Below are 12,999 nucleotides of genomic sequence, written 5' to 3'. Positions count from 1 at the left end.
CAGCCTACCGGGCCGCCTACCGGGACGGATGGCAGACGAACGCAATCGCCCGCGCCGCACCCCCGGTCCCGATCCGGGTGATCACGACCGACAGCGCCGCTCCCCCGCGCAGCCGCAGCCGGCGGCGCAGACCATCGGGGTCGGCCTGCACATCGCGGACACCGCGGACCAGGATTTCCAGGGCGCCGCAGTCGTGTGCCGCGAGTGCCTGACGAAGGCGTTTCTCGCTGTAGGCCAGCGACTCGAGCACCTCGAATCCGCGTACCCCGTCCGGCAGTTCGTCGCCGGACAGGTAGGCGATGTCGGGATCGAGCTGCCACAGGCCGTGCCGGGTGCCGTACTGGCGGACCAGGCCGGCCCGCACCACCGCACCGTCGGGATCGACGATCCAGCGGCCGGCCGGACGTACGTCGCAGTCATCCGGGTCGGCGTCGGTGATCTGCTCGTCACGGTCCAGGATCGTGGCCCGGCGGCGCACCCCGGACTCGGCCAGACCGGGTGACCACAGGCAGGCTTCCCGCACCGAGGCGCGCCACGAGGTGACCTCGATCTCGCCCTGAAAACCCAGCTCGCCAACCTTCTCGAAATCGATTCCGGGGGCGGCCTTTACGACGATGTCGCGGCCTGCGTAGACGTCCAACAGCCGGTCCAGCGCGGGCTGGTAGTCGGCCGGGTCGAAGCGTCGCCGCCCCCCGCCGCGCCGGCCCGGGTCGGCCAGCACCACCGTGTCACGACTGACCGGCGCCAGCGCGTCGGCCCGCACCACGGTCACCCCGCCGAGTCCATGCGGCGGTCCCAGCTTCGCCTCTCCTCCGTCGAGCCTCGCTGAACCGCCGAGTCCATGCGGCGGTCCCAGCTTCGCCTCTCCTCCGTCGAGCCTCGCTGAACAGCCGAGGTTGTGGCGCGCCATCGCCAACCGCACCGGGTCCAGGTCGCTGCCCAGCACCCGATCGGTCACCTCGGACAGCACCGCCAGCTCGGTGCCGACCGAGCAGGTCACGTCATGCACTACGGCGTCCGGCGCGGCCGCTGCGATCCGGCGCGCCCGGTGCCGCGCCACCGGTGCGGCGCTGGCCTGCTGCAGCGCCTCGTCGGTGAACAGCCACTGCGAGGTCCCGGGCAGTTCGGCCAGCTTGGCCGCCGCACGCCGGCGCAGCAGAACGGTCTCGACCAGTGCCGCCGTTCGATCACCGAAGCGGCCGCGCAGTGCGGTGATATCGGCGATGCGGGTGGCGTCGGTCAGCGCGAAACCGGCCACCTCGGCCAGGCCGGCGGTACCGGCGGCCGAGCTCAGATAGCCGACGTCGCCGGCAGTGAAACGGTAGCCGCTGATCAGGACGGTTTAACGCCGGTGACCATCACGTTGTAGAACCAGCCCTTGGGCACCACACGGCTCAGCACGTTGGCGTCCACCCAGCTCAGGGCGGTCCAGCTGCGGAACGCGAACCGCGCCCAGCCCCAGCCGAGCTTGCCCGGCGGGACCGTCGACTCGAAGGTGCGGACCGGCCAGCCCAGCATGGCGGCGGTGAACTCTTCACTGGCGGTGCGCACCTCGACCGCACCGGCGTTGGTGGCCATGCGCTCGAGGTCACTGGGCTCGAAGGTGTGCAGATCGACGATCCATTCCAGCGCCGCGGCCCGCGAGTTCTCATCGAGCTCTTCCTGCGGCCGGCGCCAGGAGCCCATTCCGGGCAGCTTCATCGCGGCGACCGTGGTCTTCCAGGTCAGGTCGGCCAGCCGGCGGGCGTAGAAGTTGCCGACCGTGGTGGGTTCGCCGGCGAACACGAACCGTCCGCCGGGCTTGAGTACCCGCAGCACCTCGCGCAGCGACAGTTCGACGTCGGGAATGTGGTGCAGCACCGCGTGACCGACCACCAGGTCGAAGGTGTTGTCCTCATACGGGATGCCCTCGGCGTCGGCGACCCGGCCGTCGACGTCCAGGCCCAGGGCCTGACCGTTGCGGGTGGCGACCTTGACCATGCCCGGCGAGAGGTCGGTGACCGAGCCGCGTCGCGCCACCCCGGACTGCATCAGGTTGAGCAGGAAGAACCCGGTGCCGCAGCCCAGCTCCAGCGCACGGTCATAAAGGGGCCCGTCCGTGCTCTGCCGTTCGGAAGCGGGCACGATCACGTCGAAGCGGCCCCGGGCGTAGTCGATACAGCGTTCGTCGTAGGAGATCGACCACTTCTCGTCGTACTGCTCGGCCTCCCAGTCGTGGTAGAGCACCTGGGCGAGCTTGCTGTCGTGCCGGGCGGCCTCCACCTGTTCGGCGGTGGCGTGCGGGTTCGGCGTCGGGTCCGTGCTCGTCATAGTGAGTCAGCGTAGCGGCCAGCTCAGATCGCTCCCATCAAGCCGTCCAGAACCGAGTCCCCGGCCGAGCCGGCGCTGTCGCCCAGCGCGCCGATGATGGTGTCGATCACGGCCTGGGGGAAGTTGACGAAGGCGGTCAGCACGTCGTTGAAGCCGGTCTGCAGCGCGGCAGTGATGTCGGCGGAATCCCCGCCCTGAATGGCCTCCCAGATGTTCCACAGGGCGATCTGCGGCACTGTGACCAGGTCGCGGTAGTCGACGAACAAGCCGGTGAACAGGTCCGGGGTCTGCGGAACGGGCGTCCCGCCCCAGCTGACCATCGTCCAGCCGTCGATGGGATTGCCCTCGAGCACGGCCTGGTTCACGTTGGGAGGCGGACCGAGTGTTTCGAGCAGCTGCTGCAAAAGCAGAAAAATGGGCGGGTTCTCCACGTTCATCAGCGCCCAGATGGCGATCGGCCCACCGCTGGAATACGCCACACTGGTCAGTGGTCCGTCGCCGGCGATGGTGTTGTTGTAGATCGTGTCGACGGCGTTGTTGACCTGCTCCTGGAACTGCACCCCGTTGATGGAGCCGGGTGCCTGCACGAAGAGATTGCCGAGGACCCACGAGGCCATCGGCAGGAAATAGCCGATCTGGGTGAGCAGATCCCGGGGTTGGCCTTCGAAGATTCCCGCGGGGATCTCGTTGAGCCCCGGCAAGATCTGCACGTCCATCCCCAGCGCCTGGGCCAGCGGCGCTGCGGTCTCCTGGGTCCGGATGAGCTCCGAGGCGTAGACCCCGGCGATGCCGTCCGGGAACTGCTCCTGAATGGCCTGGGCGACCTCTGCCGACTGCTGATGGCCCAGTTCGGTGAGCCCGTCACCGGGTGGCAGCGTGCCGAGAATGCCGTTGAGATCGTCGGTTGATTGGCCGTGCCGCACGAGGTCCAGCGTGATGTCCTCGGCGGCGAGGCGGATGTCGAAAATGTGCGCGGCGGCCGATGCGGGCGCCGTCACCGGCGTAGCGGTGATGACCCCGGTGACGACCAGCGTGACGCCGGCGGTGAACCACGAATGGCTGACTAGTCGCATGTCCATCCCCCCAGACAGAATGCATTGTGAGCGATGTCACATCGTATGCAGGAGGCGGCGAGCTGAGCAATACCCGACCCGGTCGGCGGCCATGGGTGTTGCAGATACGGCATAGCCGGGCGCGGTGAGGGGCGGCCGCGCCCGGCTATGCACTTGCTGTGGCTCAGCCTGCCAGGGCAGCCACCAGGTCACCGATCACGTCGCCGGTCGCCTCGGCGCTGCCGGCGGCGTCGCCCAGTGATCCGGTGATGGTGTCGATCACTGCCTGCGGGAACGCGGCGAACGCGGCGAGCACGTCGTTGAAGCCGGTCTGCAGCGCGGCCATGATCTCGGCCGGGTCCCCGCCCTGGAGGGCTTGCATGACCTGCCAGCCGGCCATCTGCGGCGCGACGATCAGGTCGCGGAAGTCCACGAACAGTCCGGTGAGCAGCCCCGGGTTCTCCGCGACCTCGGTTCCGTTCCAGCTGACCAGCGTCCAGCCGTCAGTCGGGTTGCCTTCGACGACGACCTGGCCGGTGTTGGGCAGCAGCCCCTGGGTGAGGCCCTGGAAGTACAGCCCGAAGTCGGGGTTCTTGACGTTCATCATCGCCCAGGTGGTGATCGACGCACCGTGGGAGAACGCCACGTTGTACATGGTGTCATCGGCGTCGGCGCCGCCGCCGTGGTTGTAGATGGCTTCGACGGCGTCGCTGAAGCGGTCGTTGAAGGCCATCCCGTTGATGTCGACGGTGGAGCCGAGCTGTGGCACCCAGTACTGGCCGAACATCCACGCCAGTGGCGCCATCAGGTAGAGCAGGCCGGTGAGCGTGTCCTGCTCCTGGCCTTCGAGGAAACCGGCGCTGAGTTCGTTGAGTCCGGGCAGGATCCCCACCGCGGTGTCCGGTGCGCCGGCCGCGGCGAGCCATTCCTCGGCGGTGGACTGGGCGCGCAGGAATGCCGAGGCGAAGACTCCGTCGTAGAAGTCCGGGTTGGCGAGGTGTTGTGGGTTGTCGGGGTCGGCCAGATACTCCGCCTGCGCCACACCCTCGTCGGTCAGCGGTGCACCGGGCGGAACGGTGCCCAGGATGTGGTCGACGTTGTCCTGCGACTCGCCGTGCCGTACCAGGTTGAGCACCATGTCGGCGGCGGTCAGCTGGATGCTGGGGAAACTGACGGCGGTCAGGACTCCTACGGTCGGGGTCACCGGGGTGGCGGCGACGACTCCGGCGCCGACGAGGGCGACTCCGGCGGTGATCCACGGGCGGGTGTGGTGCATGACCTTCTCCTTCAACGAATCCCTAAGTTCAGTTACGCTACGGCGCGTAGCGCAAATGGCTGGCTCAGATTAAGCTGATGTTTTTCCTAATGTCAATAGCCCGGCGGCCAAGATCCACGAGCGCTCGCCAGCCGGGTGACGGCAGCACGAGAAAGCCGGGCGCAGCAGGATGAACCTGCCACGCCCGGCCAGGCGTAAGAGCGCGGTGCCCTACCCGCTCAACGCGCCGGTGATGGTCTCGAACACGGCCTGCGGGAACGTGACGAAGGCGGTCAACACATCATTGAAGCCCGTCTGCAGCGCGGCGGCGATCTCGGCCTGATCCCCGCCCTGGCACGCCTCCAGAATGTGCCATGCTGCGATCTGCGGCGCCACGTTCAGATCGCGCCAGTCCACGAACAGTCCCGTCAGCAGGTCCGGGGTGGCGGCTACCTCATGCCCATCCCAGCTGACCAGCGTCCAACCATCGGTCGGGTTGCCCTCGATGACGACCTGACCGACGTTGGCCAACGGACTGCGGGTGTCGAGCAGTTCGTTGAAGACCAGGCCGAAGTCGGGGTTCCTGACGTTCATCAACGTCCACATCGCGATCGTCCCGGCGTGCGCGAACGCCGCGTTGGTCAACGGGTTCTCCGGGTCGGCGACGGTGTTGCCGTAAATCGCTTGGATCGCCTCGCCGACGCGGTCGTTGAACACCACCCCGTTCGGGTCGATCGTGGAGCCCAGCATGGGCACCCAGTAATGACCCATCACCCACATCAGCGGCGCGAAGGCGTAGCCGACCTGGACGAGCAGGTTGTTGAGGTCGCCGCCTTCGAGCCAGCCCGCGTTGATCTCGTTGAGACCGGCCAGGACCGTGATGTCCATGTTCAGCAGATCGGCCAGCGGCTGCGCGGTGTCCTGGGCACGAATGAACTCCGACGCGTAGATTCCGGCGATCCCGCCCGGGAACTCGGAATTGATCTCCGAGGCCACGTCGATCGCCTGTTGCTGTCCGAGCGCGGTGAGCTCAGCACCCGGCGGGAGTGTGCCCAGGATGTGCTCGGCGTTGTCCACCGACTCGCCATGGCGCACCAGGTCGATCGTGATGTCCTGGGCGGCCAGCAGGATGTCCGCCGCAACGGCCCCGGCCTGGGGCACCACCAGTGGTGTGGCTGCGACGGCGCCCGCCCCCAGGAGGGCTACGGTCGCGGTGGTCCAGGGGCGGATGGCACGTGACTGCATGGTGTGTTCCTAACGCCGGCATAGTGGGCGGCCGTCGCCGCTGAGTGGACGTTAGCTGATAAAAACGTGAAAAGAAACCGACACCCGCCCAAGTCGTTCTGGCGTGGCGGCTTAGGGTTCACTCCTCGTGGATCCGATACCAGCGGCGAACACCTCGGCATAGCGCCGCTGGTCGGCCGCGGCCCGCTCGGCCGGGGAAAGCGTCGCGACGGAGTCGATCGAGGCCTTGACCGCGGCCAGCGCCCGCGGCGGGGTGTCGACGAAACGGCGGGCCCAGGTGATCGCCGCGTCGTAGACCCCGTCGGGGGCAACCATCTCATCGATCACTCCCAGTTCCAGCGCCTCCTCGGCGTCGAAGAACCGGCCGCTGTACGCCAGCTCCTTAGCGCGGCTCGCGCCGATGGTTTGGGCCAGCCGGGCCAGTCCGGCGCCGTCGGGAACGAGGCCGGCCAGGATCTCGGTGGCCCCGAACTTGACGTTGTCGCCGCTGATCCGCCAGTCCGCGGCCAACGCCAGCGCCAGGCCGCTGCCCAGCGCGTAACCGGTCACCGCCGCCACCGTCGGCTTGGCGATCGCCGCCACGGCCTGCACGGCCTCGTGGCGGACGCGGGCGAAGACCTCGGCCTCGGCGGCGATCAGGGTGCGCAGTTCGGGCACTTCGTCACCGGCGCAGAAGATCTCGTGCCCGCCGAACAGCACCACCGCGGCGACGTCGTCACGGGCCGACACCTCGGCCGCCGCCGCGCCGATCTCCCGGTAAACCTGCCGGGTCATGGCATTGGTCGGGGTTCGCGACAGCACCAGGGTGGCCAACCCGGGCTCGTCGGTCGACGTGTGGACCGACACGAACTCGCTCATCCGGGCCACCGCTTCCCGCGTGCTGCGTTGTAGCGCTCGGAATTGAAGAATTCGATCTCCCAGTTCTCACCACGGCGGGCCAGGTCCGGTTGCACCACCACGATCTGGCGTTCCACCGCCAGCACGTCCTGCACGCTGCGACCGATGAGGGAATCCAGTTGGGTCCAGGTCGGCGGCAGCAGGAAGCTGCGCCCGGCCGCGAAGTCTTCGATCGCGGCCTCGGGGGTGAGCCAGCCGGCCCGGTCGGACTCGGTGTTCTCCCCGTCGGCCCGTTGGCCGACCGGCAGCGCGGCCGCGAAGAAGTAGGTGTCATAGCGGCGGGTGCGCTCGGCCTCCGGCGTCACCCAGTTCGCCCACGGCCGCAGCAGGTCGGCATGCAGCACCAGCTTCTCGGAGCGCAGGAAGTCGGCGAACGACAACTCCCCGCCCGCCAGCGCACGCCGGGCATCGGCATACACCGAGGCGTCGGCGACAACCCGATCCGCGTCATCGGCGGGACCGGCGAACAGCACCCCGGACTCCTCGAACGTCTCGCGCGCGGCCGCGCACACCAGTGCCGCAGCCAGGTCGACGTCCACCCCGAAGCGCTGCGCCCACCACGCCGGTTCCGGCCCGTACCAGGCGACTTCGGCGCTGCGGTCGCGGTCGTCCACCCCGCCGCCGGGAAACACCATCACGCCGGCGGCGAACTCCATCGCGGCGTGCCGGCGCATCAGGAAGACGTCCAACGCCGTGTCGCCATCCCGGACCAGCATTACCGTCGCGGCGGGCCGCGTGGGCAGCGGTGGGGCCTGGGGGTCGGTCATGCGCGCCTCCGGTGAGCTGCTCTGCTGCGGGTCCGGCGAGCGAAATAACGCCCGTCGATGACTTCCAGCGAGATCGACTGGCCGAATGCCGCCGACAGGTTCTCGGCGGTGAGCACGTCGGCGAGCAGGCCGGCGGCTACCGCGCGGCCCTCGGCCAGCAGCAGGCAATGGCTGAAGCCGATCGGGATCTCCTCGACGTGGTGGGTGACCAGCACGATCGCCGGGGCGTCCGGGTCGGCTGCCAGATCGCCCAGCCGGGCGACCAGTTCCTCGCGCCCGCCCAGGTCGAGACCGGCCGCCGGCTCATCGAGCAGCAACAGCTCGGGGTCGGTCATCAGCGCACGGGCGATCAGCACCCGCTTGCGCTCGCCTTCGCTCAAAGTGCCGTAGGTGCGATCGGCCAGGTGCTCAGCGCCCAGGCTTTCCAGCAGGTCGATCGCCCGCTCATGGTCGATGTCCTCGTAGCGTTCCCGCCACCGTCCCAGCACCGCGTAGCCGGCCGAGACAACCAGGTCGCGGACGGTTTCGCCGTCCGGTATCCGCTGCGCCAGCGACGACGAACTCAGGCCCACCCGGGCCCGCAGTTCGGTGGTGTCGACCCTGCCCAGCTGCTCACCCAGCACGTAGGCCACACCCGTCGACGGGTGTTCGGTGGCGGCGGCGATCCGCAACAGCGAGGTCTTACCGGCGCCGTTGGGCCCGATGATCACCCAGCGTTCGTCGAGTTCGACCGACCAGTCCAGCGGTCCCACCAGGGAGCGCCCGTCGCGGGACAGCGAAACGCCCTCGAAGTGGATCAACAGGTCCTGATCGGCCCCTGTTGCGGGGGCGGGGCGTCCGGTGTCGGGCACGGCCCTATCGTGCCGTACCCCGGCCCCGCGGGGACCGACCGGGTACCGCTATCGGGGACACCTGCTCGGGCCGATCTTCTTGTTGCTGACATTCCATTGTCTTGTTGTAACGTTTGCCACGGTCTGTGCACATCAATCCTTAAGACTTCAGTTCAGGGGGTTTGGATGTCCCGTATTCCGGGTGCTCTCGCAGTCGGCCTTGTCGGTGCCGGTCTCCTCGCCTCCCCCGCGGACGCCGCGGCCCCCGCGGTAGGGCTCACCGGTCTCGACTCACCGCTGGGCGGCGGAACAGCACTGATCATGGGCGGCAGCGGTATGCCGACGCCGGGCCAGGCCTACGCCGACATGGTCAACGAGCTCTACCTGGCGCCGCTCGGCTTCACCGGGAACACCCAGATCCTGAGCACCCCGGCGGCGCTGTACCCGTTCCTGGGCCCCTTCACCGAGACCTTCGACCGGTCAGCCGAACAGGGCGGAGAGATCCTGGTAGCCGCGATCCTCGATCAGATCGCCGGCGGCCAGGTCGACGCCGAGGACCCCGTGGTGGTGTTCGGCTGGTCACAGAGCGCGGTGATCTCGACGATGGTGATGCAGCGCCTCGCCGACGAGGGCGTGCCCAGCGACTACCTGCGTTTCGTGCTGATCGGTGACGAGAGCATTCCCAACGGCGGCATGCTGGCCCGCTTCGATCTGCCGGCCGGTGCCCACCCGGAGATCCCCAGCCTCGGACTGACATTCAGCGGGGCGGCACCCACGGACCTGTTCCCCACCACCGTCTACACCCACGAATACGACGGTTTCGCCGACTTCCCGCAGTATCCGATCAACTTCCTGTCCACCCTCAACGCCGCGCTGGGCATCTTCTTCCAGCACGTGACCTACCTGGGGCTCACCCCGGAGGAGATCGCGAACGCGATTCAACTGCCGACGTCGTCCGATGACGTCCTGAGCGAGTACTACATGATTCCGGCCGGCACCCTGCCGCTGCTTGCACCCCTGCAACTGCTGCCGTTCATCGGCAACCCGTTGGTCGACCTGCTGCAGCCGGCCCTGCGAGTGTTGGTGAATCTCGGGTACGGGAACATCGAGCACGGCTGGAGCCCCGGGTACGCCGACGTGCCCACTGCGCTGGGCTTCCTGCCGCCCGCCGATGTCCTGCAACAGGTTCCGGCAGCCCTCGCCGACGGCGTGCAGAAGGGCATCACGGACGCCTTCAACACCTTGATGGACCCGGCCAACTACGTGTATTCACTGCCGGAATGGGCCGAGCAGCTGCTCAGGACGGGGGAAGCCCTGGCGGGCCTGGAGACCTCCGCCGGGGCGATGGTGCCCACCACGTGGCAGGACCTCTTCGAAACGTTCCCGCCGCACACCGGTTTCCCGCCGCTGGACATGCTCAGCGCGGTGATGTTCACACTGCCCCAGTACAGCTACGAGGTCTTCATGTCCGAGCTCGCCGACGGCGACCTGCTCGACGCCATCGGCATCCCGCTCGCCGCCGGCGTCGGGCTGCTGCCCCTGATGGTGATGGGCGCCCTGATCTGACCGCCGGGCTGATGGCGGCGACCCGCCGCTAGGCCGGCGGGATCTCGACCCGGCGCAGCACTCCGTCGTTCGCGTCGGCGGCCTCGATCTCGGCGCGGGTGACACCGAGCAGGAAGAGCACCGTGTCCAGGTACGGGTAACTCAGTGACGCATCGGCCACCTCGCGCAGCGCCGGTTTGGCGTTGAACGCCACGCCCAGCCCGGCCGCGGCCAGCATGTCGATGTCGTTGGCGCCGTCGCCCACGGCCACGGTCTGCTCCATCGGCACGCCGGCACGGCTGGCGAAGTCCCGCAGCGCTTCGGCTTTGCCGGCCCGGTCGACCACCGGTCCGGTCACCCGGCCGGTGAGCTTGCCGTCGATGATCTCCAATTCGTTGGCGGCGACGAAGTCCAGCTTCAGCTCGTCGGCCAACGGCGCGATCACCTGCCGAAAACCCCCGGACACCACACCGCATTTGAAACCCAGCCGGCGCAGCGTGCGCAACGTGGTGCGCGCCCCCGGGGTGAGTTCGATCTGCCCGGCCACATCGTCGATGACACCGGCGGGCAGACCGGCGAGGGTGGCCACCCGGTGGTGCAGCGACTCGGCGAAGTCGAGTTCACCGCGCATGGCGGCCTCAGTGATCGCCGCGACCGCATCCCCGGCACCGGCACGGGCGGCCAGCATCTCGATGACCTCCCCCTGGATCAGGGTGGAGTCGACGTCGAAGACGATCAGGCGTTTCGTCCGCCGCGACAGGCTGGCATCCTGAAACGCCACGTCCACCTGCTGCTGCGCGGCCACAGTGCTCAGCGCGGACTGCAACCGACCCGCGGCGCCGTCGGGCACCGAGACCCGCAGTTCCAATCCGGTCACCGGGTAATCCGAGACGCCCCGGATCATGTCGATGTTGGCGTCGATCTCGGCGATCTCGCGGGCCAGGGCTCCGAGCGCGGTGGCCGCCACCGGCCGGCCCAGCACCACGATCCGGTGGGTGGACGGCGCCGCGATGATCGGCGCATCATCGCTGCGTTCGATCGTGACCTCAAGGCCCACACCGTGAATGGCGGCGGTGACCTCGTCGGCGAACGCCGTTCCGTCGGCCACCGTCGGCGGCACCGAGACCAGCACCCCCAATGTCAGGCGACCGCGGACCACAACCTGCTCGACGTTGAGCAGCTCGACCTGGTATCGCTCCAGCACCTCGAAGAGCGCCGACGTCACGCCCGGTTGATCGACACCGGTGACGGTGATCAACACCGGCACCTTGGGCGTGCTCACCCTCGGCGGGCGCCCGACTCGACCGGACGCCGCCTCTCCCCCAGCGGGCCCATCAGACCGGTGCGGGCTCGTACAGCTCGTCGCCGGGGTGACGGCCGACGTGCGCCTCGGCACGCAGCCGATCGATCATGTGCGGGTAGTGCAGCTCGAAAGCCGGGCGCTCCGAACGGATCCGGGGCAGCTCGGTGAAGTTGTGCCGCGGCGGCGGGCAACTGGTCGCCCACTCCAGGGAGTTGCCGTAACCCCACGGGTCGTCGACGGTGACAACCTCGCCGTAACGCCAGCTCTTGAAGACGTTCCAGGTGAAGGCGATCATCGACGTGCCCAGGATGAACGCCCCGACGGTGGAGACGATGTTCAGCGGAGTGAACCCGTCGGTGGGCAGGTAGTCGGCGTAACGGCGCGGCATACCCATGTTGCCCAGCCAGTGCTGGATCAGGAACGTGGTGTGGAAACCGATGAACGTCAACCAGAAGTGCAGCTTCCCGAGCCGCTCGTCGAGCAGCCGGCCCGTCATCTTCGGGAACCAGAAGTAGATCCCGGAGAACGTCGCGAACACGATGGTGCCGAACAGCACGTAGTGGAAGTGCGCGATCAGGAAGTAGCTGTCGCTGACGTGGAAGTCCAGCGGCGGGCTGGCCAGCATCACACCGGTCAGTCCGCCGGCCAGGAACGTGACGATGAAGCCGATCGCGAACAGCATCGGTGTCTCGAAGGTCAGCTGACCCCGCCACATGGTGCCGATCCAGTTGAAGAACTTCAGCCCGGTCGGGATCGCGATCATCAGGGTCAGCAGCGAGAAGAACGGCAGCAGCACCGCGCCGGTGGCGAACATGTGGTGCGCCCACACCGCCGTCGACAGTCCGGCGATGCTCAGCGTCGCGTAGACCAGGGTGACGTAGCCGAAGATCGGCTTGCGGGAGAAGACCGGAAAGACTTCGCTGACGATGCCGAAGAACGGCAGCGCGATGATGTACACCTCGGGGTGGCCGAAGAACCAGAACAGGTGTTGCCACAGCAACACACCGCCGTTTGCGGAGTCGTAGATGTGCCCGCCCAGGTGGCGGTCGACGGCCAAGCCGAACAGCGCCGCGGTCAGCAGCGGGAACACGATCAGCACCAGGATCGAGGTCACCAGGATGTTCCAGGTGAAGATCGGCATCCGGAACATCGTCATGCCGGGGGCACGCATGCAGGCCACCGTGGTGATCATGTTCACCGCACCGAGGATGGTGCCCAGACCACCGACTGCCAGGCCCACGATCCACAGGTCACCGCCGGCGCCCGGCGAGTGCACCGCGTCGCTGAGCGGGGTGTAGGCGGTCCAGCCGAAGTCGGCGGCACCACCGGGGGTGATGAAGCCGGCCAGCGCGATGGTCGCGCCGAACAGGAACAGCCAGAACGAGAACGCGTTGAGCCGGGGGAAGGCCACGTCCGGGGCGCCGATCTGCAGCGGCAGCACCAGGTTGGAGAACCCGAACACGATGGGAGTGGCGTAGAACAGCAGCATCACCGTGCCGTGCATGGTGAACAGCTGGTTGAACTGCTCGTTGGACAGGAACTGCAGGCCCGGTACCGCCAGCTCGGTGCGCATGAGCAGCGCGAGCAGGCCGCCGATGAAGAAGAAACCCATGCAGGCGACGCAGTACATGATGCCGATCAGCTTGTGATCGGTGGTGGTGATCACCTTGTACAGCAGACTGCCCTTGGGGCCCATCAGCGCAGGGAAGGGCCGACTGGCCTCGAGTTCTGCGCGCGGGGGTGCTTCGGCGGTCAAGATTCCTCCAAACATGGGCATCCCGGGAAACTTGGTCGA

Annotated in this window: 11 protein-coding genes; 1 reads left to right on the top strand and 10 read right to left on the bottom strand. The window is 68.1% G+C overall.

The genetic code is table 11. The features are described from left to right. Nucleotides 1-16: 16 nt before the first annotated feature. From AWC16_RS09320 to AWC16_RS09285, 8 genes are all read right to left on the bottom strand, one after another. Nucleotides 17-1,333: a THUMP-like domain-containing protein gene (locus tag AWC16_RS09320; protein ID WP_234812197.1), complete on the bottom strand. Its 1,317-nt coding sequence runs from the start codon at nt 1,331-1,333 to the stop codon at nt 17-19. After that, the gene (locus tag AWC16_RS09315) at nt 1,333-2,310 is read right to left on the bottom strand and encodes a class I SAM-dependent methyltransferase (RefSeq protein ID WP_085264457.1); all 978 of its coding nucleotides are present in this window, start codon (nt 2,308-2,310) and stop codon (nt 1,333-1,335) included. Before AWC16_RS09315 ends, AWC16_RS09320 begins: the two co-directional genes overlap by 1 nt. A gap of 23 nt (nt 2,311-2,333) precedes the next feature. Then, the gene (locus AWC16_RS09310) at nt 2,334-3,383 is read right to left on the bottom strand and encodes a histidine phosphatase family protein (protein ID WP_234812187.1); all 1,050 of its coding nucleotides are present in this window, start codon (nt 3,381-3,383) and stop codon (nt 2,334-2,336) included. Between the two features lie 163 nt (nt 3,384-3,546). Beyond that, nucleotides 3,547-4,638: a histidine phosphatase family protein gene (locus AWC16_RS09305; protein WP_085264455.1), complete on the bottom strand. Its 1,092-nt coding sequence runs from the start codon at nt 4,636-4,638 to the stop codon at nt 3,547-3,549. Nucleotides 4,639-4,848: 210 nt separating this feature from the next. Next, complete coding sequence (locus AWC16_RS09300; RefSeq protein WP_085264454.1) at nt 4,849-5,862, bottom strand: histidine phosphatase family protein; 1,014 nt, start codon at nt 5,860-5,862, stop codon at nt 4,849-4,851. Between the two features lie 111 nt (nt 5,863-5,973). Next, nucleotides 5,974-6,720, bottom strand: coding sequence for an enoyl-CoA hydratase (locus AWC16_RS09295; protein WP_085264563.1), 747 nt, complete (start codon nt 6,718-6,720; stop codon nt 5,974-5,976). Next, nucleotides 6,717-7,526 (bottom strand): NUDIX hydrolase, encoded by an 810-nt coding sequence (locus tag AWC16_RS09290; protein WP_085264453.1) that lies wholly within the window; start codon nt 7,524-7,526, stop codon nt 6,717-6,719. The genes AWC16_RS09295 and AWC16_RS09290 overlap by 4 nt, the downstream gene beginning before the upstream one ends. Further along, nucleotides 7,523-8,377 carry an ABC transporter ATP-binding protein gene (locus tag AWC16_RS09285; RefSeq protein WP_085264452.1) on the bottom strand — a complete coding sequence of 285 codons (855 nt, stop codon included), beginning with the start codon at nt 8,375-8,377 and terminating at the stop codon, nt 7,523-7,525. The genes AWC16_RS09290 and AWC16_RS09285 overlap by 4 nt, the downstream gene beginning before the upstream one ends. A 165-nt stretch (nt 8,378-8,542) precedes the next feature. Here AWC16_RS09285 and AWC16_RS09280 point away from each other — a divergent pair, with 165 nt between their 5' ends. Continuing rightward, nucleotides 8,543-9,922: a PE-PPE domain-containing protein gene (locus AWC16_RS09280; protein ID WP_085264451.1), complete on the top strand. Its 1,380-nt coding sequence runs from the start codon at nt 8,543-8,545 to the stop codon at nt 9,920-9,922. A gap of 28 nt (nt 9,923-9,950) precedes the next feature. On the opposite strand, the gene serB is transcribed toward AWC16_RS09280, so the two are convergent. Both serB and ctaD read right to left on the bottom strand, forming a co-directional pair. Beyond that, complete coding sequence (gene serB / locus AWC16_RS09275; RefSeq protein WP_085264450.1) at nt 9,951-11,183, bottom strand: phosphoserine phosphatase SerB; 1,233 nt, start codon at nt 11,181-11,183, stop codon at nt 9,951-9,953. Between the two features lie 52 nt (nt 11,184-11,235). After that, nucleotides 11,236-12,960, bottom strand: a complete 1,725-nt coding sequence (gene ctaD / locus AWC16_RS09270; RefSeq protein WP_085264562.1) for an aa3-type cytochrome oxidase subunit I — start codon at nt 12,958-12,960, stop codon at nt 11,236-11,238. Nucleotides 12,961-12,999 lie beyond the last annotated feature (39 nt).

Source organism: Mycolicibacter longobardus, from assembly GCF_002102265.1.
Taxonomy (GTDB): domain Bacteria; phylum Actinomycetota; class Actinomycetes; order Mycobacteriales; family Mycobacteriaceae; genus Mycobacterium; species Mycobacterium longobardum.
This window is presented reverse-complemented; position numbering and strand designations above follow the sequence as displayed.